The sequence below is a fragment of the Sulfitobacter sp. 1A10359 genome (assembly GCF_043558145.1).
Taxonomy (GTDB): Bacteria; Pseudomonadota; Alphaproteobacteria; order Rhodobacterales; family Rhodobacteraceae; genus Sulfitobacter; species Sulfitobacter faviae.
This window is the reverse complement of sequence record NZ_JBIFGB010000001.1, coordinates 160,983-186,412: the sequence shown is the minus strand read 5'-3', so window position 1 is coordinate 186,412 and position 25,430 is coordinate 160,983. Positions and strand designations below refer to the sequence as shown.

At 62.2% G+C, this 25,430-nt stretch carries 27 protein-coding genes and 1 tRNA gene; 10 read left to right on the top strand and 18 right to left on the bottom strand.

What is annotated here, in order from left to right; translation table 11 throughout:
* Positions 1-11 precede the first annotated feature (11 nt).
* Together ACGYK2_RS00910 and ACGYK2_RS00905 are read right to left on the bottom strand one after the other, a co-directional pair.
* Positions 12-737, bottom strand: coding sequence for an RlmE family RNA methyltransferase (locus ACGYK2_RS00910; protein WP_276154325.1), 726 nt, complete (start codon positions 735-737; stop codon positions 12-14).
* Positions 737-1,855, bottom strand: a complete 1,119-nt coding sequence (locus tag ACGYK2_RS00905; RefSeq protein WP_067266266.1) for a Ppx/GppA phosphatase family protein — start codon at positions 1,853-1,855, stop codon at positions 737-739. The genes ACGYK2_RS00910 and ACGYK2_RS00905 overlap by 1 nt, the downstream gene beginning before the upstream one ends.
* 292 nt (positions 1,856-2,147) lie before the next feature.
* Here ACGYK2_RS00905 and ACGYK2_RS00900 point away from each other — a divergent pair, with 292 nt between their 5' ends.
* The 3 genes from ACGYK2_RS00900 to ACGYK2_RS00890 are packed head-to-tail and all read left to right on the top strand — an operon-like array spanning position 2,148 to position 4,494.
* Positions 2,148-2,444 carry a virulence factor gene (locus ACGYK2_RS00900; RefSeq protein ID WP_168613014.1) on the top strand — a complete coding sequence of 99 codons (297 nt, stop codon included), beginning with the start codon at positions 2,148-2,150 and terminating at the stop codon, positions 2,442-2,444.
* Positions 2,445-2,474: 30 nt separating this feature from the next.
* The gene (locus ACGYK2_RS00895; protein ID WP_271687327.1) at positions 2,475-3,404 is read left to right on the top strand and encodes a methylenetetrahydrofolate reductase; all 930 of its coding nucleotides are present in this window, start codon (positions 2,475-2,477) and stop codon (positions 3,402-3,404) included.
* A gap of 10 nt (positions 3,405-3,414) precedes the next feature.
* Positions 3,415-4,494, top strand: coding sequence for a methyltetrahydrofolate cobalamin methyltransferase (locus tag ACGYK2_RS00890; protein ID WP_271687328.1), 1,080 nt, complete (start codon positions 3,415-3,417; stop codon positions 4,492-4,494).
* 95 nt (positions 4,495-4,589) lie between these two features.
* Here the strand turns inward: ACGYK2_RS00890 and ACGYK2_RS00885 are convergent, their stop codons facing one another.
* The 12 genes from ACGYK2_RS00885 to ACGYK2_RS00830 form a co-directional block, all read right to left on the bottom strand.
* Positions 4,590-5,384: an SDR family NAD(P)-dependent oxidoreductase gene (locus ACGYK2_RS00885; RefSeq protein WP_271687329.1), complete on the bottom strand. Its 795-nt coding sequence runs from the start codon at positions 5,382-5,384 to the stop codon at positions 4,590-4,592.
* A gap of 51 nt (positions 5,385-5,435) precedes the next feature.
* Positions 5,436-6,431, bottom strand: coding sequence for a zinc-binding alcohol dehydrogenase family protein (locus tag ACGYK2_RS00880; RefSeq protein WP_394374183.1), 996 nt, complete (start codon positions 6,429-6,431; stop codon positions 5,436-5,438).
* Positions 6,432-6,628: 197 nt separating this feature from the next.
* A tRNA-Arg gene (locus ACGYK2_RS00875) sits at positions 6,629-6,705 on the bottom strand.
* A gap of 74 nt (positions 6,706-6,779) precedes the next feature.
* Complete coding sequence (locus tag ACGYK2_RS00870; RefSeq protein ID WP_271687332.1) at positions 6,780-8,000, bottom strand: cysteine desulfurase; 1,221 nt, start codon at positions 7,998-8,000, stop codon at positions 6,780-6,782.
* 3 nt (positions 8,001-8,003) lie between these two features.
* Complete coding sequence (locus tag ACGYK2_RS00865; RefSeq protein WP_271687333.1) at positions 8,004-8,579, bottom strand: YIP1 family protein; 576 nt, start codon at positions 8,577-8,579, stop codon at positions 8,004-8,006.
* Position 8,580: 1 nt separating this feature from the next.
* A complete protein-coding gene (locus ACGYK2_RS00860; RefSeq protein ID WP_271687334.1) occupies positions 8,581-9,063 on the bottom strand; it encodes a YIP1 family protein in 483 nt (160 codons plus the stop codon).
* The gene (gene sufD / locus ACGYK2_RS00855; protein ID WP_394374182.1) at positions 9,063-10,343 is read right to left on the bottom strand and encodes a Fe-S cluster assembly protein SufD; all 1,281 of its coding nucleotides are present in this window, start codon (positions 10,341-10,343) and stop codon (positions 9,063-9,065) included. The genes ACGYK2_RS00860 and sufD overlap by 1 nt, the downstream gene beginning before the upstream one ends.
* The gene (gene sufC, locus ACGYK2_RS00850; protein WP_067262950.1) at positions 10,343-11,098 is read right to left on the bottom strand and encodes a Fe-S cluster assembly ATPase SufC; all 756 of its coding nucleotides are present in this window, start codon (positions 11,096-11,098) and stop codon (positions 10,343-10,345) included. The genes sufD and sufC overlap by 1 nt, the downstream gene beginning before the upstream one ends.
* Positions 11,099-11,181: 83 nt before the next feature.
* Entirely contained in the window at positions 11,182-11,988 is an 807-nt protein-coding gene (locus tag ACGYK2_RS00845; protein WP_271687337.1) for a polysaccharide pyruvyl transferase family protein, read from the bottom strand.
* Positions 11,988-13,511: a Fe-S cluster assembly protein SufB gene (sufB, locus tag ACGYK2_RS00840; RefSeq protein WP_209218955.1), complete on the bottom strand. Its 1,524-nt coding sequence runs from the start codon at positions 13,509-13,511 to the stop codon at positions 11,988-11,990. The genes ACGYK2_RS00845 and sufB overlap by 1 nt, the downstream gene beginning before the upstream one ends.
* 36 nt (positions 13,512-13,547) lie before the next feature.
* A complete protein-coding gene (locus ACGYK2_RS00835) occupies positions 13,548-14,648 on the bottom strand; it encodes a cysteine desulfurase family protein (RefSeq protein ID WP_276154840.1) in 1,101 nt (366 codons plus the stop codon).
* Positions 14,649-14,761: 113 nt separating this feature from the next.
* Positions 14,762-15,223: an Rrf2 family transcriptional regulator gene (locus tag ACGYK2_RS00830; RefSeq protein WP_067262959.1), complete on the bottom strand. Its 462-nt coding sequence runs from the start codon at positions 15,221-15,223 to the stop codon at positions 14,762-14,764.
* Between the two features lie 172 nt (positions 15,224-15,395).
* On the opposite strand from ACGYK2_RS00830, the gene ACGYK2_RS00825 reads away from it, so the two are divergent.
* The 4 genes from ACGYK2_RS00825 (at position 15,396) to ACGYK2_RS00810 (ending at position 18,177) form a co-directional block, all read left to right on the top strand.
* Positions 15,396-16,049, top strand: coding sequence for an alpha/beta hydrolase (locus tag ACGYK2_RS00825; RefSeq protein WP_067262961.1), 654 nt, complete (start codon positions 15,396-15,398; stop codon positions 16,047-16,049).
* On the top strand, positions 16,049-16,285 hold the full coding sequence (locus ACGYK2_RS00820; RefSeq protein WP_209218794.1) for a hypothetical protein: 237 nt from the start codon (positions 16,049-16,051) through the stop codon (positions 16,283-16,285). Before ACGYK2_RS00825 ends, ACGYK2_RS00820 begins: the two co-directional genes overlap by 1 nt.
* A complete protein-coding gene (locus tag ACGYK2_RS00815) occupies positions 16,282-16,866 on the top strand; it encodes an HD family hydrolase (RefSeq protein WP_271687339.1) in 585 nt (194 codons plus the stop codon). The genes ACGYK2_RS00820 and ACGYK2_RS00815 overlap by 4 nt, the downstream gene beginning before the upstream one ends.
* A 96-nt stretch (positions 16,867-16,962) precedes the next feature.
* Positions 16,963-18,177, top strand: a complete 1,215-nt coding sequence (locus tag ACGYK2_RS00810) for an NADP-dependent isocitrate dehydrogenase (RefSeq protein ID WP_271687340.1) — start codon at positions 16,963-16,965, stop codon at positions 18,175-18,177.
* A gap of 312 nt (positions 18,178-18,489) precedes the next feature.
* On the opposite strand, the gene ACGYK2_RS00805 is transcribed toward ACGYK2_RS00810, so the two are convergent.
* Complete coding sequence (locus tag ACGYK2_RS00805) at positions 18,490-18,696, bottom strand: DUF6356 family protein (protein ID WP_067262973.1); 207 nt, start codon at positions 18,694-18,696, stop codon at positions 18,490-18,492.
* Between the two features lie 114 nt (positions 18,697-18,810).
* Between ACGYK2_RS00805 and ACGYK2_RS00800 the strand changes: the two genes are divergently transcribed.
* The 3 genes from ACGYK2_RS00800 (at position 18,811) to typA (ending at position 21,574) form a co-directional block, all read left to right on the top strand.
* Complete coding sequence (locus ACGYK2_RS00800; RefSeq protein WP_271687341.1) at positions 18,811-19,269, top strand: Lrp/AsnC family transcriptional regulator; 459 nt, start codon at positions 18,811-18,813, stop codon at positions 19,267-19,269.
* A gap of 11 nt (positions 19,270-19,280) precedes the next feature.
* Entirely contained in the window at positions 19,281-19,610 is a 330-nt protein-coding gene (locus ACGYK2_RS00795; protein WP_067262978.1) for a multidrug efflux SMR transporter, read from the top strand.
* Between the two features lie 146 nt (positions 19,611-19,756).
* Positions 19,757-21,574, top strand: coding sequence for a translational GTPase TypA (gene typA, locus ACGYK2_RS00790; RefSeq protein WP_209218798.1), 1,818 nt, complete (start codon positions 19,757-19,759; stop codon positions 21,572-21,574).
* An 85-nt stretch (positions 21,575-21,659) separates the two neighbouring features.
* Here typA and ACGYK2_RS00785 read toward each other — a convergent pair whose 3' ends face one another.
* From ACGYK2_RS00785 to alaS, 3 genes are all read right to left on the bottom strand, one after another.
* Entirely contained in the window at positions 21,660-22,385 is a 726-nt protein-coding gene (locus ACGYK2_RS00785) for a phosphatase PAP2 family protein (RefSeq protein WP_067261800.1), read from the bottom strand.
* Positions 22,386-22,470: 85 nt separating this feature from the next.
* Complete coding sequence (locus ACGYK2_RS00780) at positions 22,471-22,758, bottom strand: DUF1330 domain-containing protein (RefSeq protein WP_093741992.1); 288 nt, start codon at positions 22,756-22,758, stop codon at positions 22,471-22,473.
* A 5-nt stretch (positions 22,759-22,763) separates the two neighbouring features.
* The gene (gene alaS, locus ACGYK2_RS00775) at positions 22,764-25,421 is read right to left on the bottom strand and encodes an alanine--tRNA ligase (RefSeq protein ID WP_271687343.1); all 2,658 of its coding nucleotides are present in this window, start codon (positions 25,419-25,421) and stop codon (positions 22,764-22,766) included.
* Between the last annotated feature and the right edge of the window lie 9 nt (positions 25,422-25,430).

The following is a 25,430-nucleotide window of genomic DNA, read 5'->3' as shown; positions in this document are numbered from 1 at the left end:
GCGATGGCGGCTTAACCCTCTTCGCCCTTAAACCCTGTCGCCACCACGAATTTCTCCGATGAATCGGGGCGGCTGGCAGGTGGTTTGATATTGGCGACCTTGGCAAAACGGCGCTTGAGCAGCTTTTGCAACTCACCTTCCGCGCCGCCTGCCAGCACCTTGGCCACGAATGTGCCGCCCTCTTCCAACACATCGAAAGCGAAATAGGCCGCCGCCTCGCAAAGCGCGATGATGCGCAAATGGTCGGTCTGTTTATGCCCGGATGAGGCCGCGGCCATGTCCGACATCACCACATCTGCCTTGCCGCCGAGCCATTCCTTGACCTTGAGGTCGGCTTCATCCTCCATGAAGTCGAGCTGGTGCAACTCGCAGCCCGCAATCGGCTCCATCTCTTGTAGGTCAACGCCCAGAATGGTGCCCTGCGCCTTGCCCTTCTTTTCGCCCAATACGTTGCAGCGCTTGACGGCGACCTGACACCAACCGCCCGGCGCGGCGCCAAGGTCCACCACCCGCGCGCCGGGGACGAGGAACCGATATTTATCGTCCAATTCCATGATCTTATAAGCCGCCCGCCCGCGATAGCCTTCGGCCTGCGCGCGCTTGACATAAGGATCGTTCAACTGCCGCTGCAGCCAGCGGGTCGAGCTAAGCTTGCGCCCGCGTGCGGATTTCACCTTGACCTTGAGATCACGCTGACCGCGCCCCGAGGTGTTCTTTCCGTCCGGTGTCTTGGCCATTAAAAGACCCCTTCTTCTAATACGCCATCGGCGCTCATCTGTGCATATAGCAGGCCTTCGCGTAGACCGCGATCCGCAACTGACAGCCTGTCGGTCGGCCAGCAGCGCATCAAGGCTTGCAAGATCGCCGCCCCCGACATGATCAGCGCCGCCCGGTCTTGCCCGATGCGCGGATCGGCGCGCCGCCCGCCCGGCCCCATGGCGATATAGGAATGAATCACCTTGTCGATCTGGGCGCTGGTCATGCTGAGGCCATCGACCTTTGTCCGGTCATAGCGCTTCAGGTTCAGGTGGCTTGCCGCCACGGTGGTCACGGTGCCCGAGGTGCCGACGATCTGGAACCGCTTTTGCGACTGGATCGTCTGATAGGGCGTAAAATCGGTGAGGTTCTCTTCGAAAAACCAACTCATCAGCGCAAAGCGCGCGGCATCGTCTTCGACATCCGAAAATTGATCGCGCAGGGTGGCCACCCCCAAAGGCACGCTGATCCAATCCACCACCCGGGCGGCGGGGACATCGGATTTCGCCTGATAGAACCCGCCCTGAAGCCGCATGATCGAGCGTGCGCGGTCGGCCCGCGGCACTTTGGAAATGTCGATCCAGACCAACTCGGTCGAGCCGCCGCCGATGTCCACCACCAGCAGGTTTTCCGTCTTGCGGCTGACCAGCGGCGCGCAGGAGATCACGGCAAGCTGGGCTTCTTCTTCGGGGCGGATAATGTCGAGCTTGAGACCGGTCTCGCGCTGGATACGGCGCATGAACTCCGCCCCGTTCTGCGCGCGGCGGCAGGCTTCGGTCGCGACAAGACGCATGTTCTGCACCTTGTTGCGCCGCAACTTTTGCTGACAGATGCGCAATGCCTGAATGGTGCGCGCCATTGATCCGCGCGAAAGCCGCCCGGTCTTTTCCAAACCGGCACCCAATTGCACCGATTTCGAAAAACTGTCCACCACATGGAAACCGCTGCCCCGAGGCTGTGCGATCAACATGCGGCAGCTATTTGTACCCAGATCTAGGGCCGCATATAGCTCATTAGATCTGGGCGGAACTGGCGCGGGGCTCAGAGCCGGAATGTCTTTGTCGAGCGCACCCGCACCTTTGGGACGCTGTGGCGCCATGGTTACGCGCCTTTCATATCGAGTTGCCCCCAAGGTATTCCCTGCGCCCAGCCGGTGCAAGTGGTCGCAGTGCCTTGGGCCAATTTCCGCGGCGTCCGCGGGGCGCCCTCGCCCCGCCATCAGGGCCACCTCACAATCATCTTGAGAATAATGGGGGCGCCGCCCCCTCGTGATGGCAGGGTCAATGCGCTATCACCTCTCCCAAGTCGCGGATGGGTCGTGTTTTGTCGAAAAACGTCCCTGTCCTGACCGCGACGCTCGTTAGACAGGTTTAAACCGGAGGAATCGTCCCATGCCCGCAGTCACCATCGTTTACTGGCGCGACATTCCCGCTCAGGTGATCGTCGGCAAGGGCCGTCGCGGGTCAAAACGCCCCCTGCCCGAACGCTTTGAACAGGCGATCGACCGCGCGGCGATGAAGGTGGGGGCCGCCAATACCGATGCCTATCTCGCGGAATGGCGCAAGGCAGAGCCTTTTGAGGTCGAGGGTGATCCCGACAGCATCGCCGATGCCGAAGCCGCCCGCATCGACGCGGAATACGACCGCGACCGGATTAAGCAACTGATTGACAACGACGGCTGGGCATAGCCTGCCAGCCCTATGATCAAGGACACGCTCATGGCACTGTTGAACTTCCGCAAAAAGGAAACACCGGCCCCGCAGGCGCCGGTGGCCGAAGTCGAGGCGCTGTTGAAAGATTATTCGATCGAGGTGATGCCCCGCACCGCCGAAAAGGTTGAGGATTTCCGCGCCCTGCTGCCAGAGGGCACCCGTGTCTATATCGCCCATATCGACGGCACCCCGATCGAGGATATGGTCGCCACCGCCGCGCGGTTGAACGCGGATGGGTTCAAGGTCATGCCGCATTTCCCGGCCCGCATCATCAAAGACCGCGCCACGCTGGCCGATTGGATCGCCCGTTATCAGGGCGAGGCCGATGTGCGCCAAGCGCTGCTCCTGGCGGGCGGTGTCACCACCCCGGCGGGGGATTTCAGCGACTCGATGCAGTTGATGGAAACGGGGCTGTTCGACAAGGCAGGCTTTACCCGCCTGCATGTCGCCGGCCACCCCGAGGGCAACCGCGATATCGACGCTGACGGGGGCCGCCTCAACGTCGATGCGGCGCTGAAATGGAAGAATGATTTCCAGACCCGCACCGACGCCGAAATGGCCATTGCCACGCAATTCGCCTTTGACGCGCAGCCGATCATCGAATGGGCCGACAGTCTGAAGGCCGCTGGTATCACCCTGCCGATCCACATCGGCATCGCCGGCCCCGCCAAACTGCAAACGCTGATCAAATTCGCCATCGCCTGCGGTGTTGGCCCCTCGCTCAAGGTGCTGCAAAAGCGGGCGATGGATGTCACCAAGCTGCTGTTGCCCTATGAGCCGACAGATGTGATCAGCGACTTGGCCGCCCACAAAGCGGCCCACCCGGATTTCAACATCACCCATGTGCATCTTTTCCCGCTGGGCGGGATCAAGACCAGCGCCACATGGGTTCAAGAGAATGGCGGCGCCTCTGGGGTGCCCGCCGACGCAGCCTGAAGGAAGTTACATGACCAGAACCGTCATCGAATCCAAGACCAAGACCGCCGTCATCGGCTTTGACGAGCCGTTTTGCGTGATCGGAGAGCGGATCAACCCCACGGGCCGCAAGATCCTCAGCCAAGAGCTGGAGCAAGGCGATTTTTCGCGGGTCGAGGCGGATGCCATCGCGCAGGTCGCCGCAGGCGCCACGGTGCTCGACGTGAACTCGGGCGCGGTCTTCTCCAACAAAATGGCCGAAGACCCGCGCTATGCCGACAACAACTTTGTCGAGCCGATGCTGATGCCGGAGCTGATCAAGGTCGTGCAAAATGCCGTCGACGTGCCGATCTGCATCGACAGTTCGGTCCCCGGCGCGCTTGAGGCGGGGCTTGAGGCCTGCGAAGGCCGCCCGCTGCTGAACTCCGTCACCGGAGAGGAAGAGCGGCTTGAAGTCGTGCTGCCGCTGGTCAAGAAATACAACGTGCCCGTCGTGGCGATCTCCAATGACGACACAGGGATCTCCGAGGACCCGGATGTCCGCTTTGCCGTGGCGAAAAAGATCGTCGAACGCGCCGCCGATTTCGGCATTCCCGCCCATGACATCGTCGTCGACCCGCTGGTCATGCCGATTGGCGCCATGGCGACGGCGGGCCATCAGGTCTTTACCCTTGTTCGCCGTTTGCGCGAGGAGTTGGGCGTGAACACCACCTGTGGCGCCTCTAACATCTCCTTCGGGCTGCCCAACCGCCACGGCATCAACAATGCCTTCCTCCCCATGGCGATGGGTGCGGGCATGACGAGTGCGATCATGAACCCGGTGGCTGTGCCACTGAACGCCACCAAAATCGCCGAAAAGCGGGCCGAGATTACCGCCGCGGGGATCATCCTGCCCGAAGACATGGATGATGAGACCTTTGCGACGCTCTTCAACCTAGGCTCGACCAAACCCCGCCCGGGCAAGGAGATGGAGGCCATTCGCGCCGCCAACTTCCTCTTTGACCGTGACCCTCACGGCAGCGCTTGGATCGAGTTCAACAAAAGCGCGCCCAAAGCGGGTCAAGAGGGCCGCGGCCGCGCGGGCCGTTCAGGTGGACGCCGCCGCCGCTAAGACCGCCTGACAAGATCGAAAAGCCCCGCCAGCATCGCTCGGCGGGGCTCTTTTCTATACGGGCAGGTGGAAGTCTGAAACGACGCTTTCCGGCGCTACTCCGGCCGGTTTCCACTCACCAATTCTTGGATCGCAGCCATGACGGCGGCTACATGATCGGGATCTTTTACCGCGCTATGCGGCTCATTGAACCCGCCCATATCATTGTCGAAATAGGCGCCGGAGGCCCCTGCAAACTCATCCGAAAGGGCTGCTCGGGCAAGGATGTCGGCCCCGATGCTCAGGTCGTTCCCGGCGACGCCAAAGCCTTCCTTCACCATCTTCGACGCCAAGAGAGAGCCGGGGTTCACCGCGATAAAGAGCGGCCCGTCTTGGTGCGCGCGGGCCATCTCTCGGGTCCAGATCGTGATCGCCAATTTGCTCTGCGCATAGGCCGCCATATCGTCAAGCGTCACCTCGCCCCTAAGCGCGGCGACCTCCACCGGCGCCTGCGCGGCGGAGGAGAGGTTCACCACCCTGCCCGCTTTGGGAAGCACCGGCAGCAACAGCTGAACCAGCAGATAGGGCGCCAGCGTGTTGACCACGAAACGCGCGTCCAACCCGGCGTCGGTGCGCGGCTCGGGCAGTTTCAGGACACCGGCATTGTTGATCACCACGTCGATCTGGCTGTGATCGATGCGCAGCGCCTCTGCCAGCGTCACGACCTCTTCCAGCCGCGACAGGTCCGCGCGGTAGGTCTGGGGATTGCCGCCCACCTCCGCCGCGGCGGCGCTGAGTTTCTCGGCACTGCGCCCGTGCAACAAAACGCTATGCCCCTGCGCGCTAAGCTTCTTGGCGGTCAACAGACCGATACCGTCGGTCGCGCCGGTGATGAGGATCGTCTTGGTCATCTGTCTCTCCTTACTGGGTCTCTGCGCGGGGATGGGAGTGGCTCTGCGCGATCACCAACCGCTCAGAGCCTGCTTGCCGATCACCCGCCCGCTTTCCTGACGCTCATGGGCCGCGCGAAGGTTTTCCACATTTATCACGCCCGCATGTTCCGTCACGGTGGAGCGTAAAATGCCTGCGTCGATCATCTGCGACACCCGGTTCAACAGGTCGCGCTGCGCAGTCATGTCCTTGGTCTGGAACATCGAGCGTGTGAACATGAACTCCCAATGCACGCTTAGGGCTTTCGGTTTCGCCGCTTTCATATCCAGCGTCTCAGGGTCGTCGATCAGCGCGATCTGCCCGCGCGGCGCAATGGCTTCGATGATGGCGGGCCAATGCGTATCGGTGGCCGTCAGCGCAGCGACATAGCTTGGCGTGAGGTCGAGCTCGGCAAGCTGCACCACCAGATCGCCCCGGTGATCCACCGCATGATCCGCGCCCATCTTGCGCACCCAATCTTGGGTCTCTGGCCGCGAGGCGGTCACGATCACGGTCAGACCGGTCAGGGCCTTGGCCAGTTGAATGAGGATCGACCCCACGCCCCCGGCCCCGCCGATGACCAAAATCGCCTCCCCTTCGCCTGAGCCCTCGGCCAGCCGGAAGGAGTCGAACAGCATCTCCCAAGCCGTGATTGCGGTCAGCGGCAGACCGGCGGCCTCAACGAAATCGAGGGTTTCAGGCTTTCGTCCGACGATGCGGGAATCGACCGTGTGGAAGGCGGCATTGGTCCCCGCGCGGGTCACGTCCCCGGCATAGAACGCCTCATCCCCCAACGCAAAATCGCTAACCTCTGCGCCCAGTTCCACGACCACGCCCGCGGCATCAAAGCCCAAGACCTTTGGACCACCCTCAGGCCCCGAAAGCGCGCGCAGCTTCACATCCACCGGATTGACCGAGATGCCCTTCACCTCCACCAAAAGGTCACGCGGTCCGGGGGCGGGACGCTCAATTTCGAGCATCTCCAAAACCTCTGCCGGGCCGGTGGTGTTATAGCCGATAGCTTTCATTTTGTCTGTCCTTCCGCAGGGATATTACTGTTGGGCAGAAGGTATCAGCTTGCCGGGCTATATAAACCGGGACGGAGGCGGAGAGAGTTTTTAGATACGGAGTATAATCCAAACGCTTGGCGGGCCTACGGCACCCCCCCCCCCCGCAAGCAAAGGCACAGCCCCCAACGCGACAAACGACATTCATATGGGAAAAATGGCGGACCCTAGAGGATTCGAACCTCTGGCCTCTGCCTTCGGAGGGCAGCGCTCTATCCAGCTGAGCTAAGGGTCCACTGAGGGGCGGTATAGCCAGAGCGCGCCGCCCCTGCAATGGGAAATCCGGGGGCAAGGGCGGCGAAATTCACCTTAGGCGAAAAGATCATGCGCCAATTCGAGGGCGTCGACCAATGTGTCGACCTCGGCCCGGGTGTTATACATGCCAAAGGACGCGCGGCAGGTCGCCGAAACGCCGAGATGCGTCATCAAAGGCGCCGCGCAATGATGCCCGGCCCTCACGGCCACGCCTTTCTTGTCGAGCACGGTCGAGATGTCATGCGCATGGGCGGCGCCGTCCAGTGTGAAGCTAAAGATCGCCGCTTTGTCCGGCGTCGTGCCTTGCAGGTTGAGCCAATTCAAACCGCCGAGCCGCGAGACCGCGTAGTCGCGCAGATCGTCCTCATGGGCGGCGATATTTTCCATCCCCAGATCCATCATGAACTCCAGCGCCACGCCCAAGCCAATGGTGCCGACGATCCCGGGGGTCCCGGCTTCGAACATCATAGGCGGGTCGTTGTAGCTCACCGCGTCCTTGCTGACTTCGCGGATCATGTCACCGCCGCCGATGAAGGGGCGCATTTCGGCCATGCGCTCGGACTTGATATAGATCGCGCCCGAACCGGAGGGGCCATAGAGTTTATGCCCCGTGACGGCATAGAAATCACAGTCGAGGTCCTGCACATCGACCGGCATATGCACCGCCGCCTGCGAGCCATCGACCAAGACCGGAACGCCCTTCTCATGGGCGGCTTCAGCGATGGTTTTCACATCAACTTTCGTGCCCAAGACGTTGGAAAGGTGCGATATTGCAACCAGCTTGGTCTTCGGCCCGATGGCGTCGATCACCGCCTGTGGGTCAAGCGCGCCGGTGGCGTCCACATCGACCCATTTCAGCACCACGCCCTGCCGTTCGCGCAGGAAATGCCACGGCACGATATTGGCGTGATGCTCCATCACCGAAAGGACGATCTCATCGCCCACCTGCATGCGCGGCATGGCCCAGCCATAGGCCACGGTGTTGATCCCCATGGTCGCCCCGGTGTTGAGCACGATCTCATCTTCCGACCCGGCGTTGAGGAAGCGCGCCACGGTGCCGCGCACGCTTTCGTATTTGTCGGTCGCAAGGTTAGAAAGATAGTGCAAGCCCCTGTGAACGTTGGAGTATTCACTCTCATAAGCTTGGGTGATCGCGTCGATCACCACCTGCGGCTTCTGGGCCGAAGCGCCATTGTCGAGGTAGACCAGCGGCTTGCCGTTCACCTCGCGGCCAAGGATCGGAAACTGCGCCCGGACGGCTTCAACGTCGAACATGACTTAAACTCCCTGGGCGGTCAGCCCGATCAAAGACAGCAGAAGGCCCAACCCCAGCAAGACCCCAAGCGCGGCGCCCGCGAGCGCTGCGGCGGCGTGGAACAGCCCCGGCAGATGCAAGAGTTCGGTCACGAAATTCAGCAGGATCCAAAGACCCCAGAAGGTAACGACGAAAGAGGCCAGCAGCGCCAACGGCGGCAGCGCCAAGGTCAGCAGCAAGATGCCAAGCTGCGCGCAGAGGCGAAGCGCCTGAAGCCATACGACGGCAGCCAGAAGCGGCATCACCGCGCCCTGCCCGCCCAGTGCCCGGCCAACCCACGTCAGCGCATGCACATAGAGCACCATCAACCCGGCCAGCAGCGCGAAGAGCACCAGCGGCGATTGGAAATAGCTCGGCAGCGCCATGGCGGGCGGCGCGATCACGAAGGTGGCCGAGATGACGAGCGCGTTCAGCGCGGCCACCAAAGCAAGCGACGTCCAGATGACATCATTGCCCAAGGGCAGCTCCGCAATCTGGCGCGCTGCCGCACGGGGGCTGCGCAGGGTGGTCTGCGCAAGCTGGATCAAGGCGCCGCTCATCTCAGCCCCGCTGCGCGGCGACAAGGCCCGCGATCCAGAACCAAAAGAACACGGCCAACCAGATCACCCCGACGATCTGCGCCTGTAGGCCCGGCCCGATGAACCCAAGCGCGAGGCCCAGCAACAGAAGGATTGGCGCAGAGGCAAGGAGCGACCAAACCAAGGTCAGCCGCACCGCATAACCGCTGAGCCGTTGCCCCGCGACACGGCTAATCCCCCAGACCATCGCGGCCAAGCCATAGAGCAGCAAGGGCATCACGAAGATCCAGAAAAACGCGCTCCAATACTGGCGCACCGCGAGCGGCCCGTCCGGATCGAGATGCGCGGCGCGGGCTTGATACGGCGACAGGGCCACGAAGATCAGCAGCCCCGCCATCAGCGCGAACATCAGCACGCGCACCTCGTTGCGGCCCTGTGCAAGCAGCCCCGACATCACATTGCCGGGGCCGCGGTAGGTCGCAACGATATCGCTGGTAACAGCCATCAGGCGCTACGACGCTCCAACCACGAGCTGAGGCGCCCGGTGATTTCTTCGCGCAGTTCCTCGGCCTCGATCTCCTCCACTGCTTCGGCGAGGAAGGCGAGCGTCAGCAGGTCGGTCGCCTCGGCATGGGACACCCCGCGGGCGCGGAGGTAAAACAGGGCCTCCTCGTCGATCGCGCCGGAGGTCGAGCCATGCGAACAGGCCACATCGTCGGCGTAGATTTCAAGCTCGGGCTTGGCGAGGAACTGGCTGTCGCCGTCCAGCAGCAGCGACTGGCTGATCTGGTAGCCATCGGTCTTCTGCGCGCCTTCCTTGACGAGGATCTTGCCCTGGAACACGCCGGTGGCACCGTTGCGCAGCACCTTTTTGAACACCTGACGGCTTTCGCAGTTCTCGGCATCATGGGTGATGAAGACCGTGTCGTCATGGTGGAAATCACCATCGCCGACGCAGGCGCCCGCGACATGAGCCGAGGCATCGTCGCCAGTGAGTTCGATCACGCATTCGTTGCGCGTCAGCGCGCCGTTCACGGTGACGGTGAAGCTCTTGAACAGCGACCCGGTGCCCAAACGGGTGAAGACATGGGTTGCCGCCCGGCGCTCATGGTCCCGACCCTGTGCGCGCACATGGTGGAAGCGCGCAGTGTCGGCCACCTCAACCTCCATCACGGTGTTGAAGCGCGCCGCGGCGGGGCCGTTCTCCAAAAGCGTGACTTCGGCACCTTTGTCGAGCTTCACAACATGGTGCAACATCGCATCAGAAGTCTCTGATTTGTGATGATAAACTAGATTGATTAGCTTGCTCGGCGTGCCGGTGACATGGATCAAAACGCCATCCGTTGCAAAGGCGGTGTTCAGGGCCGCGAGCGGGCGCTGCACCGGGGCCTGACCGTTCTTTTCCAGCGTCCCGTAGAGGTCACGCGCCCAATGCAGATCGCTGTCTGCAGCGGCCAGCCGTTCGATGCTGACGCCTTCGAGCGTGAGGTCATCCGAGGCTTCGGCATCGAACACGCCATCGGCGAAGACGATGCGCAGGCGCTCGGTGCCGTCGAACAGCGGCGCGTCACCGTGATCGAAGATCGCAGCGGGCTGCGCCCCGGCCTGGGTCAGCGTGTCGGGGCGCGTGAACTTCCAGTATTCATCCCTGCGCTGCGGCAGGCCCATGGCGCGCACCCGCGCCAGCGCATCTTCGCGCGCCGCATGGCTCCAGCCACCCTGCGGCATGTCGAGCGCTGCGATCATCGCCTCGGTCGGGGTTTCTTTCAGTTGTGCTTCGGCCATTATGCCACCTCGGCGAGGATGTCTGCGTAACCGTTGTTCTCGACTTCGAGCGCGAGCTCAGGCCCACCGGTCTTGATGATGCGGCCATCATGCATGATGTGCACGACGTCGGGTTTGATGTGGTCCAGAAGACGCTGGTAGTGCGTGATGACGAGGAAACCACGGCCCTCGGTGCGCAGGGCGTTCACGCCTTCGGCCACCAGTTTCATCGCGTCAACGTCGAGGCCCGAGTCGGTCTCGTCGAGGATGCACATCTTGGGCTCGAGCATGGCCATCTGCAGGATTTCGTTGCGCTTTTTCTCACCGCCGGAGAAGCCCATGTTCACGGGACGCTTCAGCATCTCGGCGTCGATCTTCAGGTCCTTCGCCTTGGCGCGGATTTCCTTGAGGAAGTCGGCGGCCGAGATTTCCTCTTCGCCCCGCGCCTTGCGCTGTGCGTTCACGGCGGTGCGCAGGAAGGTCATGTTGCCAACGCCGGGGATTTCCACCGGGTACTGGAAGGCAAGGAAGAGGCCCGCCGCGGCGCGCTCTTCGGGTTCCAGTTCGAGGATGTCTTCGCCTTCGAGCGTGGCGGAGCCTTCGGTGACCTCGTAGCCGTCCTTGCCCGAGAGCACGTAGCTCAGCGTGGACTTGCCCGAGCCGTTCGGCCCCATGATGGCGTGGACCTTGCCGGCCTCGACTTCCAGATCGACGCCCTTGAGGATCTGCTTGTCCTCTTCTTCCAGTTTCACCTGCAGGTTCTTGATGCTCAGCATTTCGGTCTCCTTCTGGCGCGCCTTGCGCCGCAATTCATGCTATTTCAGTTTTGTTTCAGGGGCTTGCCCCTGCGTGTTAAAGTTCATGCCGCCCCCTGACGGGCGCAGAGTGCGGCGGGAAAGCTGTCTTTCAGCGCGGCGCGGCAGGCAGTGATGCCGTCTTGGTAGGTCAGCGGCGCGTCTGGTTTGGGTGCCGCCGGAATATCGGCCAAGGCAATCGGCGCGCGCATGTCGCGCCCCACGGAGGCGGCGTAGTCGTGAAACTTCAACCGCCCCTGCCCCTCGGGCGTCACCCAAGTGTTGGCCACGCCGTAAGCATCCGCCGTGATCAACCCGTGCAGCGACGAGGCAAAGACATGGGCACAGGCGGCGATGCCGGCACAGACCTGCTCCACCGGATCGCGCGGGTCGATCAGCACATAGGCGCTGTCGGAGGCCACGAGCTCCAGCAGGTCAGGATCGTCCGCCAGCGTGTGATGCGGCACGATGCCGATCTTGTCGCCGAGTGATCCCTCGCCGGGCAGAACCTCGTTTACCAAAAGCCCCGGATCGCCAAAAGCATTTGTTTCGATGCCCAGAAGCGCCGCCGTCACCGGCCCCCGCAGCAGGGCAATCTCGATGTTCTTCAAGAACGCGCGGCCCCCGGCGGGGCGCAGCAACCCGCTGCCCCAGATCACCGGCTTGGCTCCCGCACGCGGCGTGTCGTACTTCCGCCGCACGATCTGCAAGAGCGAGCCGAGACCAAAGACATCCGCCTCATCCACCGACGCATGCTCCACCCGCCGCCCCGAGACATGGCTCAGGACCAGCGGGCTCAGCGCATCGCCGAAATTCGGCTGCGCCTTCCACCAATGCAGGCGGAGGGGAGTATGCGCCGCATCAAGGCTCATTAGCCGACGGAACCTTCCAGCGAGATTGCCACCAGCGCCTGCGCTTCCATGGCGAACTCCATCGGCAGCGCCTGCAGCACGTCCTTGCAGAAGCCGTTCACCACCAGCGCCACGGCCTCTTCCTCGTCCATGCCGCGCGAGCGGCAATAGAACATCTGGTCGTCGTCCACCTTGGAGGTGGTCGCCTCGTGCTCAACGCGGCTCGAGTTGTTCTTCACCTCAATATACGGCACCGTATGCGCCCCGCATTCCGAACCGATCAACAGGCTGTCGCACTGGGTATAATTGCGCGATTCCTTGGCCTTGGGGTGCATCGAGACGAGACCACGATAGGTGTTCTGCGCCTTGCCGGCCGAGATGCCCTTGGACACGATGCGCGACTTGGTGCGCTTGCCGAGGTGCACCATCTTGGTGCCGGTATCGGCCTGCTGCATGTTGTTGGCGATGGCGATGGAGTAGAACTCGCCTTGGCTGTCGTCGCCGCGCAGGATGCAGGAGGGGTATTTCCAGGTCACGGCGGAGCCGGTTTCGACCTGCGTCCACATCACCTTCGCGCGGTCGCCGCGGCAATCGGCGCGCTTGGTCACGAAGTTGTAGATACCGCCCTTGCCGTCCTCGTCACCGGGGTACCAGTTCTGGACGGTGGAGTATTTCACTTCCGCGTCTTCCTCGACGATGATCTCGACCACGGCGGCGTGCAGCTGGCTCTCGTCGCGCTGCGGCGCGGTGCAGCCTTCGAGGTAGCTGACGTAGGAGCCCTTGTCGGCGATGATCAGCGTGCGCTCGAACTGGCCAGTGTTCTCGGCGTTGATGCGGAAATAGGTCGACAGCTCCATCGGGCAGCGCACGCCCGGCGGGACATAGACGAAGGACCCGTCAGAGAAGACCGCGGAGTTCAGTGTCGCGTAGAAGTTGTCCGACACTGGCACGACCGAGCCGAGGTACTTTTTCACCAGATCAGGGTATTCGCGGATCGCCTCGGAGATCGAGCAGAAGATCACGCCGGCCTTCTTCAGCTCTTCTTGAAAGGTGGTGCCGACGGAGACGGAATCGAACACCGCGTCCACCGCCACCTTGCGGCCTTCGGCAGGCGCATCCTCGGCGCCTTCGACACCGGCAAGGATCATTTGCTCCTTCAGCGGGATGCCGAGCTTCTCATAGGTCGCCAGCAGCTTCGGATCGACCTCGTCGAGCGATTTGGGTTTCTCGGCCATGCTTTTGGGGCGAGCGTAATAATACTGCTCCTGAAAGTCGATCTCAGGATAATCCACCATCGCCCAATCCGGCTCTTCCTTGCTAAGCCAACGGTTGTAAGCCTCAAGCCGCCATTCGGTCATCCACTCAGGCTCGCCGTTCTTTTCCGAGATCAGCTTCACGATCTCCGGCGTCAGCCCTTTGGGAGCGTATTCCATCTCAATGTCGGTGGACCAGCCGTATTTATACTTGCCGCCGACTTCGCGCACGGCATCCACGGTTTCCTGGTCAACGCCTTCCTTGACGCCATCATTCTCTTTCAGGGTCATATTTTCCAAGGTTTCAGTTCCTTTCCGTGGCGGCGCTCAGGCGGCCCGCGTTTCGTGCTTTTTCAGTTTCGCGGTCCAGCTTGTGGCGAACCGCAGGATATCTTCCCGGGTGGTGTCGAGGCCCAGCGACACCCGGATCGCGCTGGCGGCCTGTGTTTCATCAAAGCCCATGGCGCGCAATACGGCACTGGCACGCACCTTGCCGCTGGAACAGGCCGACCCCGCCGAAATGGCAAAGCCCGCAAGGTCCATCTGCATCACTTGGGTCTCGCCCTTCCAGCCGGGCGTGATGATACAAGAAGTGTTGGGCAGGCGCTGAGCGCCTTTCCCTACAAAAGTAGTCAGACTTGCGGCATCCGCAAGGGTCGCTTCCAGCAAATCGCGCTGTTCTGCCACCTCTTCCCAACGCCCCGCGCTCAGATCCGCCGCCGCCGCCTCAGCCGCCGCGCCGAATCCTGCGATGGCCGGGATATTCTCGGTCCCCGAACGGCGGCCCATCTCCTGCCCGCCGCCGCGCAGCAGCGCATGTTCTGCCAGATCAATGCCGCGTTTGACGATCAGTGCACCGATCCCCTTGGGCCCGCCCAGCTTATGCGCCGAGACAAGGATGAAATCCGCGCCCGAGGTGGCCATCTTGAACCGGGTCTTGCCAAGCGCCTGCACCGCATCGACCAACACATAGGGCGAGCTCTCCATCGCCCAACACTGCTGGGCCAAAGGCATGGTCTGCTGCAACACACCCGTCTCGCTGTTCGCGGCCTGTAGGGCCACCACATCGCCCCCCGCCGCGGCGGTCAGGTCGCCGTCCCAAACACCCTGTGCGTCGACGCCCAAACGCGCCGCCTGCCCCCAAGACAGAACCGCGTCATGTTCCACCGCTGAGGTCACCACACGCGCCCCCATCGCAGCCGCAAGCGCCGCCGCCTCGGTCGCCCCGGAGGTAAAAATCACATCGACCGGATCACAGCCCACAAGCCCCGCCACCTGCGCCCGCGCCCGCTCGACCACGGCCTTGGCCGCACGCCCCTCGGCATGGACCGAGGACGGGTTGCCGGGCAGGTCCATCGCCGCAATCATCGCCGCGCGCGCCTCCGCCCGCAGCGGCGTGGTCGCGTTATGGTCAAGATAGACCCGCATCCTTCATCCTTTTCCAAATACCGCGGGGGTCCGGGGGCAGCGCCCCCGAAATTCCACATCACCACCCGCGCAGACCACAGCCGCCAAGGCGCGCCCGCTGCCCAAAACCACCCTCACGACTCATCCACCACGGCAAAGAGGGTCGGCACCGCCGGACAGGGGGCCAGCTCATTCTCAACCACATCCGAAAGGCGCGTCTGGTGCAGGAATACATAGACATGCGCGCTCAGCCCCTGCCACAGCCGGTTGGTCAGCGATTGCGCCCGGCTGCCCGACAGACCGCCCGAGGCGCCCGCCCCCTTGTGCATCGCATCCACCGTCTCATCCACCGCCGCGAGCACATCGACCACACGAATATCCGCCGCCGGACGCGCCAAACGATACCCGCCGCCCGGCCCCCGGACAGAGGTCACCAATTCGGCCCGGCGCAGCTTGACGAACAACTGCTCCAGATAGGGCAAAGAGACCGACTGCCGCTCGGCAATGTCGCCCAGAGACACCAAGGTGCCCTCGGGTTGCAGGGCAATATCGGCCAAAGCGACCATCGCGTAGCGCCCTTTGGTAGATAGCTTCATCGTCTCACCCTCACCCGCCGCGCCATTTGATTGACGTGGGCGGCTTAAATGCCTAAGTCCAAAGACTGATCCACGCGACACTGCGCGGAACCAGATTAGAACCGTTCTAAGGTGGCCTAGCGAATTCGTCAACTATTCGCAGCGATCTTTGAACCCCTAGACAGGGATACCCATGCCCGAGGTTATTTTTCCCGGACCCGAAGGCCGCCTTGAAGGCCGCTACCACCCCCAAAAAGAACGTGACGCCCCGATTGCCATCGTGCTGCATCCGCATCCGCAGTTCGGCGGGACGATGAATCACAAGGTCGTCTATAACCTGCACTATGCGTTCTACAACATGGGTTTCACCGTGTTGCGCTTCAACTTCCGTGGCGTGGGCCGCAGCCAGGGCGAATACGATCAGGGCATTGGCGAATTGTCCGATGCGGCCTCGGCGCTCGATTACCTGCAATCGATGAACAACAACTCCAAGCACTGCTGGGTTGCGGGTTTCTCCTTTGGCGCATGGATCGGGATGCAACTGCTGATGCGCCGGCCTGAGATCACGGGCTTCATCTCGGTCTCTCCGCCTGCGAATATGTACGACTTTTCCTTCCTTGCACCCTGCCCGGCCTCGGGTCTGGTGATCAACGGCACCGCCGACCGCGTGGCGCCGCCCGCGGATACCACGAACCTCGTCAGCAAGCTGCACGAGCAAAAGGGCATCACGATCACCCATCAGGAGATCGAAGGCGCCGGGCACTTCTTTGAAGAGCCGCATATGGACACGCTGATCACCTCGACCAGCGACTATGTCAAACGCCGCCTGACGGAATCCACACGCTGATGGCGGACGCGGTCGTCACCCAACTGGCCAATAAATTGGCCGAGGAATGTCTCGCCGTACAGGCCGAGACAGGCGAAGACCGCTTGTTCATGGAAGTCGGCGAGGTGCTGGGCGCCTCGTCGCAAACGCTGGAAGAAGCCTTCCTCACCGCCGTTCGCACCCGGATGGCCAATGACAAGGCCCGCGCCTTTCTGGCGCGCAAGCTGCGCGACCATCGCGGTAAGGGCGGCGCATGACAGAGCGGCTGGACAAGCAGATTGCCTTTCTGAACGAGGCCGACAAGCTGAAAACCGTGCTGCGCGGCACCACCCTATGCGATGCCAGCCGTGCGGAAAACTCTGCCGAACATTCGTGGCATCTGACGCTCTATGCGTTGGTGCTCGCCGATCAAGCCGGGCCTGAGGTCGACATCAACCGCGTCATCAAGATGCTGATCCTGCACGACCTTGTCGAGATTGACGCGGGCGACAATCCAATCTTTGGCGATTACGACGCCGCCGAGATGGAAGCGCAGGAACAAATCGCCGCCAACCGCATCTTTGGCCTATTGCCGGACGATCTGCGGGACGATCTGCGCAGCATCTGGGAAGAGTTCGAGGCCGCCGAAAGCCCTACAGCTCGCTTTGCCAAATCGCTCGACCGGTTCCAGCCGCCGATGCAGAACCTCGCCTCCGGCGGCGGCAGTTGGACTGACTATAACGTCTCGGAAGCGCAAATCGAAGAAAAGGTGGGCCGCAAGATCGCCATCGGCGCCCCTGCCCTTTGGTCCTATGCCCGCGCCCGCATCAGCAGCTTTTTCGCCGGGGTCGGCGCCTAACCGCAGCCTTCGGCATACCATTGTATACGATCTTTCTCTTTGGCCCCGAATAGGCTAAAGCACGGCCAAACGCACCCTGAAACAGAGGAATTCGTCATGTCGAAGATCAAGGTAGAAAACCCCATCGTCGAACTCGACGGCGATGAGATGACCCGGATCATCTGGGATTTCATTAAAAAGAAGCTAATCACGCCCTATCTTGACGTTGACCTAAAGTATTACGACCTCGGCATCGAAGTACGGGACGAGACTGACGACCAGATCACCGTCGACGCGGCCCATGCGATCCGCGAACATGGCGTCGGCGTGAAATGCGCCACCATCACGCCTGACGAGGCGCGGGTCGAGGAGTTCGGCCTCAAGCGCATGTACCGCAGCCCCAACGGCACCATCCGTAACATCCTCGGCGGCGTGATCTTCCGCGAACCGATCATCTGCCGCAACGTGCCGCGTCTTGTGCCGGGCTGGACGCAGCCGATCGTCGTTGGCCGTCATGCCTTCGGCGACCAGTACCGCGCCACCGACTTCCGCTTCCCCGGCAAGGGCAAGCTGACGATCAAATTCGTCGGCGAGGATGGCGAGACCATCGAGAAGGAGGTTTTTGACGCGCCCTCCGCCGGTGTCACCATGGCGATGTACAACCTCGACGATTCGATCCGCGATTTTGCGCGCGCGTCCTTCAACTATGGTCTGAACCGCGGCTGGCCGGTCTATCTCTCGACCAAGAACACGATCCTGAAGGCCTATGACGGGCGTTTCAAAGACCTGTTCCAAGAGATTTTCGACGCGGAATTCGCCGAGGACTTCAAGAAGAAGAACATCTGGTACGAGCACCGCCTGATCGACGACATGGTCGCCTCGGCGATGAAATGGTCGGGCGGCTATGTCTGGGCCTGCAAGAACTACGACGGCGACGTGCAGTCGGACACCGTGGCGCAGGGCTTTGGCTCACTGGGGTTGATGACCTCGCAGCTGATGACGCCGGACGGCAAGATCGTAGAGGCCGAGGCCGCCCACGGCACCGTGACGCGCCATTACCGCCAGCACCAGAAGGGCGAGGAGACCTCGACCAACTCCATCGCTTCGATCTACGCTTGGACCGGCGGGCTGAAGCACCGGGGCAAGCTGGACGAGAACACCGCGCTGATCAACTTCGCCGAGACGCTGGAGAAGGTCGTGGTGGATACGGTGGAATCAGGCATCATGACCAAGGACCTTGCCCTGCTAGTGGGGCCGGATCAGGGTTGGCTAACGACGATGGGGTTCTTGGAGAAGGTGGACGAGAACCTGAACAAGGCGCTGGCGGGCTGAGCCTGTCGGATGTTTGGAATGACAGAGGGCCGCACGATGCGGCCCTTTTCTATTTTTCGGTCACGCTTGCCACCCGGCCCGGAATCAAGCCGTAGGCGCCGGGCCATCGCCTGCCCGCCCGTCACGCCGGAGGCGTGCCGCTATAAAGGGGGCGCACCTTCGGTGCGACCGGGTAGGCGATTTGGTTAGGCTGGGCGTGAACTCGCGGAACGCACAACATTGCTGAGCCATAAAGTGGCACGAGGCCACGTAAAATCGCCCACCCGCGGGCAGGCGCTGGCCCTCATTGCGAAACTGGAGCCGCGCTGGTCCTCACTGCCCCCGGTTGTGCGTCCGCGCGTAAAGCTTCGCGATGATCCCACTCGCCGTCTTCTCGAAAAGGCACGGGATCAGCGCATGCACCAGCGCCGCGCCAGCTGCCGCAAACAGCAGCCCCGAAAACTTCAGCGCGAAGGCCATATGCTCCAGAAACGTCTCATCCACCTTGGCGGGATGGTCGAGGAAGATGCGTGCGATCATGGGAAACTCCTGTCTCTGCCTTTCCCCACCATAGCCGAGCCTGCTTGTGACGTTGTCTCAAAACTCTCCCGACAACCGCTTGTGCGTGAGAATATTTCCCACCAAAATACCGCCATGATAACACTTGATGACATAGACCGCCGAATATTGGTCGAACTGCAACGCGACGCCAGCCAATCCCTTGAGGCGCTTGGCGCGGCGGTCCACCTGTCGCGCAATGCCTGCTGGCGCCGCATCCGGGCGCTGGAAAAGGCCGGCGTGATCAAGAACCGGGTGACGCTCTTGGACGCGGCGAAACTCGGCCTCGGCCTCAGCGTCTTTATCCAAGTCCGCACCAACGCCCATGCCCCCGATTGGCTCGAGAAATTCTCCCGCGCCACGAAAGCCATGCCCGAGATACTCGGCGTCTACCGGATGACCGGTGATCTGGACTATTTGATCCGGGCGCGTGTTCGGGATATGGCGGGCTATGATCGCCTCTATCAGGACCTGATCCGCCGGGTGCCGCTATCGGATGTCTCGGCCAGTTTCGTGATGGAGGAGATCAAGGAAACCACCGAACTCCCGCTCTGAGGAAGACCGAGATGCATTACCTGTGGCTCATCATCGCCGTGGTGGCGGAAACCCTTGGCACGACCGCGGTGCAGGCTTCGCATCAATTCACCCGGCTCTGGCCTTCGGTGGCGGTGGTGGTCTTTTACATGATCTCTTTCTACTGCATGTCGCTGGCGCTGAAGGTCATGCCAGTTGGGATCGTCTATGCCTTTTGGGCCGGTCTGGGCATCGTGCTGATCGCGATTATCGGCTTCGTCCTCTTCGGTCAGCGGCTCGACCTGCCCGCGGTTCTGGGACTTGTGCTGATCATCAGCGGCATTCTGGTCATCCACCTCTTTTCGAACAGCGCCACCCACTAAGGCTGCACCAGTGGCACAGCTTCGCGCAGTAAGGGGGGCGTCACGGCATTAGGGCTAGCAATTGTGGCCGGGGCGCGGTATGGGCGGCGCAATTATACGCGCAGCTTTAGGTTGGCGCGTCCCTCCCCTATCCAAAGGCTGACTTAATGGACCTGCGCAACATCGCAATCATCGCCCACGTTGACCACGGCAAGACGACGCTGGTGGACGAGCTTCTGAAACAATCCGGCACCTATCGTGAAAACCAGGCGACCACCGAGCGCGCTATGGACAGCAACGATCTGGAGCGTGAGCGCGGCATCACCATCTTCGCCAAGCCGACCTCGGTCGTCTGGAACGACACCCGCATCAACATCGTCGACACGCCGGGCCACGCCGACTTCGGCGGCGAGGTCGAGCGCATCCTGTCGATGGTCGATGGTGTGGTGCTTTTGGTGGACGCCGCCGAAGGCCCGATGCCCCAGACCAAATTCGTGACCTCCAAGGCGCTGAAACTGGGCCTGCGCCCGATCGTCGTGCTGAACAAGGTCGACAAGCCGGATGCCGAGCCTGACCGCGCGCTGGATGAGTGTTTCGACCTTTTCGCCAGCCTCGACGCCACCGACGAACAGCTTGAATTCCCGCATATGTATGCCTCGGGCCGCTCCGGCTGGGCGGATGCCGAACTTGACGGGCCGCGCAAAGACCTCTCTGCACTGTTCGATCTGATCCTTGATCACGTCCCCGCGCCGAAGCAAATCGAAAACGCCGACAAGCCCTTCACCATGCTGGCCACCACGCTCGGCGGTGACCCGTTTCTAGGCCGCCTCCTGACCGGTCGCGTCGAAACCGGCACCCTGAAAGCGGGCCAGACCGTCAAAGCGATGTCGCGCGACGGCACCCAGATCGAGACCTTCCGCGCCACCAAAATCCTCGCCTTCCGCGGGCTGGAGCAGACTGCCATCGACGTGGCCGAAGCGGGGGACATCGTCTCCATCGCGGGCATGGCCAAGGCCACCGTGGCCGATACGCTGGCCGATCCTTCGGTGAACGAAGCGATCCCGGCGCAGCCGATCGACCCGCCCACCATCACCGTGACCTTTGGCATCAACGACAGCCCGCTCGCGGGCCGCGACGGCAAAAAGGTGCAATCCCGCGTGATCCGCGAGCGTCTGCTGAAAGAAGCGGAGAGCAACGTGGCGATCAAAATCTCCGACACACCGGGCGGCGAGGCTTTCGAAGTCGCCGGCCGCGGCGAATTGCAGATGGGCGTGTTGATCGAGAACATGCGCCGCGAAGGGTTCGAGCTGTCGATCTCCCGCCCGCAGGTGCTGTTCCAAGAGATCGACGGCGTGCGCCATGAGCCAATCGAAGAAGCCACCATCGACGTGGATGACGAATACTCCGGCGCGGTGATCGAAAAGATCACCGGCACCCGCAAGGGCGAGCTGGTCGAGATGAAACCCGCGGGCGCCGGCAAGACCCGGATCATCGCCCATGTCCCCTCGCGCGGGCTCATCGGCTATCACGGCGAGTTCCTGACCGACACCCGCGGCACCGGCGTGTTGAACCGCGTCTTCCACGGCTGGGCACCGCACAAGGGTCCGATCCCGGGCCGCCGCGCGGGCGTGCTGATCTCGATGGAGAATGGCACCTCGGTCGCCTACGCGCTGTGGAACCTCGAAGAGCGCGGCAAGATGATGATCGGCGCGCAGGCGGACGTCTACACCGGCATGATCATCGGCGAGCACAGCCGCGACAACGATCTGGAAGTGAACCCGCTGAAGGGCAAGAAGCTGACCAACGTGCGCGCTTCGGGCACCGATGACGCAGTGCGCCTGACCCCGCCGATGACGCTGAGCCTTGAAGAGGCGATTGCCTATATCGACGACGACGAGCTGGTCGAAGTGACCCCGAACGCCGTGCGCCTGCGCAAGCGCTACCTCGACCCGCATGAGCGCAAGCGGATGGCAAAAGCCAGCTAAGCTACGGTAAACGCAAAGTAAAACGGCAGCGCATTTTACGATGCGCTGCCGTTTTCATATCCGGCGCTCAAGAGTTCCAGCCGCCCTAAGTATCGCTTTCCTCGCGATCGATATGCCCACGCCTCGCCAAACTCAGCGCCGCAATCAGGCAAAGGATGGCCCAAGCCCCGCCGCCAAGCCAGCCCGCCGCCACATCCGTCGGCCAATGCACCCCCATATAGACCCGGCTGATCCCGACGAGCAGCGTGAGCAGGACGGCAACCGCCAGCGTATAGACCTTGAGCGCCCAGCGTTTCTGCGCCCGTGCCACCATCGCGCCAAGGGTAAGATAGGCCACCGCCGCCATCATCGAATGACCCGAGGGGAAGCTTGCCGTATGCACGAGCGAGCCATGCGGGACGAGGTCGGGGCGCGGACGGTCGAAAAACTCCTTGGCGATGCTGCTCAGCACGATCCCCCCGCCAACGGTGGCAAGGATGTAAAGCGCGGTCGACCACCGCCGTTGTAACAGGAAAAAGAGCGAGACGACGACGGTCGTCAGTACCAGCACCGCGACCCCGCCGAGGGCCGTCAAATCGCGGCCGATTTCCTCCACCCACCACGGGCCGATGGGATCGGAAAGGTCGCCGGGCGTGCGCAGGAACAACAGGATGTCACGGTCAAGGCTGCTGGTGCTACCTTCGACGACCTCTTCGGTCAGTTCGGCCAATGTCCAAACGGCCGTGATCGAAAGCCCCATCAAGGCCAATGTCGTCACCTCCACATGGCGGCGGCACCATTGGGCGAAAGCGGATAGTCGGTCGAAGTTCATGAGGGATCAACCACCCTCCCCTTGGAAGGTTCCGCCCCGGCAATGCAAGACGCCCCGCCTGTCATTCAGGCGGGGCGTTTCAGGATTATTCGTCGGTTTCGACGATCATTAGTTCACGCTCGGAGGCTCCGCGCGCATGGCTCAACGCCGCTTGATAAGCATCGGAATGGTAACATTTTTCGGCTGTTTCGACATCGGGGAAACGCGCCACCACGTTGCGCGGTCGCTCTTTACCCTCAAGCTGAACGAACCGCCCACCGCGGGCGATAAACTTACCGCCATGTGCCGCAATGGCCTCGGTGGCGCCGGCGGCGTATTTCTTATACGCCTCCTCATCGGTGACGGTAACATGTGCAATCCAAAGTGCGCCCATGGGCCTTATCCTTTCAAGATGTTCTCAGCCGCGGCAATCGCCGCCTCGGCATTCTCCGCCGAAGCGCCGCCGCCCTGCGCCATGTCGGGACGGCCACCGCCGCCCTTACCGCCCAGTTCGGCCACCGCCGCTTTCACCATGTCGACCGCCGAGAGGCGATCTGTCAAATCCTTCGTCACACCGCCTGCGACCGCGGCCTTGCCGCCGGTGTCGGCGATCAACAATACCGCGCCCGAGCCGAGCTTGGCCTTATGCTCATCCACCAGACCCGGCAGGTCTTTGCCCGTGATACCGCTCAGCACTTGGCCTACGAATTTAACGCCGTTCACCTCGCGCGCTTCGGATGCCGCCGCGCCGCCGCCCGACATCGCCAATTCACGACGCAGCTGCGCCACTTCGTTGGTCAAGCTGCGACGTTCGTCCAACAATGCACGCACCCGTTCCGGTACGTCACTGGCCGAGGTTTTCAACTCCGACGCGACCCGGCTCAGCGCTGCTTCCTGTTCGCGCAGCCATGCCAAAGCCTCGGTCCCGGTCAGCGCTTCGATCCGGCGGACGCCCGCGCTGCTCGCGCTATCTCCCAAAAGCACGAAGGCGCCAATATCGCCTGTCTGCCGCACATGAGTGCCGCCGCAAAGCTCCAGCGAATAGGTTGACTTGTCGCTGCCCTTGCCGGACCCTTCCAACTGCCCCATCGAGACGACCCGCACCTCGTCGCCATATTTCTCACCAAAGAGCGCCTGCGCGCCCATGGCGCGCGCATCGTCCGGCGTCATGATCCGCGTCTCAACCGGCGTGTTCTGGCGAATGTAATCATTCACCTCACGCTCGACTTGGCTCAACTCTTCCTGTGTCAGCCCCTTGGCATGGGAGAAGTCAAACCGCAGACGATCATGCGCATTCAGCGAACCGCGCTGCGAGACATGATCCCCAAGCGCGTTGCGCAGGGCCTCGTGCAGCAAGTGCGTGGCCGAGTGGTTGGCGCGGATGGCACTGCGCCGCAAACGATCCACCTCAAGAACAGCGGTCTGCCCCGGCTTCACCTCGCCTTCGATCACATGGCCGAAATGCACGAAAACGCCCGCCGACTTTCGCGTATCGGTCACGTTCACAATACCGGTCTGCGTCCGGATCACGCCGGTGTCGCCGACTTGCCCGCCGCTTTCGGCATAAAACGGAGTCTGGTTCAGCGCGACCTGCACATCGCTGCCTACTGCGGCGGCTTCGACCTGATCACTGCCCTGCACCAAAGCGACGATCTGCCCCTCGGCGCTTTCAGTGTCATAGCCCAAAAACTCGGTCACGCCGCTTTTGTCGGCCACATCGAACCAAACGGTAGCATCCGCAGCTTCGCCCGATCCGGCCCAAGCCGCACGGGCCTTGGCCTTCTGCGCCGCCATCGCCGTGTCGAACCCCTCGGTATCGACCGCACGGCCCTTCTCGCGCAGCGCATCCTGCGTCAGATCAAGTGGGAAGCCATATGTATCATAAAGTTTAAATGCCGCCTCCCCCGGCAGGGTCGCCCCCTCGGGCAAACCGCTCAACTCATCATCCAGCAGCTTCAGACCGCGATCCAGCGTTTGGCGGAAACGGGTTTCCTCCAACAGCAAAGTCTCACGGATAAGCGATTGCGCCTGCCCCAACTCAGGGTAAGCCGCGCCCATCTGCTGCACCAAGGATGGTACCAGCTGATGCATTAAAGGATCCTTAACGCCGAGCAGATGCGCATGGCGCATGGCGCGCCGCATGATCCGGCGCAGCACATATCCGCGGCCTTCGTTGGAGGGCATCACCCCATCGGCAATCAGAAAGGAGGTCGACCGCAGGTGATCCGCGATCACCCGGTGATGGGTCTTGCCCGGCCCGTCTGGATCGGTCGAAGAGGCATGGGCGCTGGCCTCGATCAGGTTGCGCATGAGGTCGGTGGCATAGTTGTCATTCGTTCCCTGCAACAGCGCCGCCACCCGTTCGATCCCCATCCCGGTATCGATTGACTGGTTGGGCAGCGGCTGGCGCGTGCCGTCTTCGAACTGCTCGTATTGCATGAAAACGAGGTTCCAGATCTCGACGAAACGGTCACCGTCTTCCTCGGGCGATCCCGGAGGGCCGCCCCAAATGTGATCGCCGTGATCGTAGAAAATCTCGGTACAAGGCCCGCAGGGACCGGTGGGGCCGGCGGACCAGAAGTTATCATCCGTCGCGATGCGAATGATGCGCTCATCCGGCAGGCCGGTATGGGCCTTCCAGATTTTAACCGCTTCTTCATCGGTATGGTACACTGTGACCAAAAGGCGGTTCGGGTCGATGCCGAACTCCTTGGTCAGCAGGTCCCAAGCAAAGGGGATCGCTTCGGCCTTGAAGTAATCCCCAAAGCTGAAGTTGCCGAGCATCTCGAAAAACGTGTGATGCCGCGCGGTATAGCCGACATTGTCGAGGTCATTGTGCTTGCCGCCAGCCCGCACGCATTTCTGCGCCGAGGTGGCACGGCTGTAATCGCGCGTCTCGACCCCGGTGAAGAGGTTCTTGAACTGGACCATACCGGCCGCAGTGAACATCAATGTCGGGTCGTTGCGCGGCACCAGCGGGCTGGAGGGCACGATCTGATGCCCCTGCGCATCGAAATAATTCAGAAAAGTTGAGCGAATTTCATTCAGCGTCTTCATGGCGAGGCC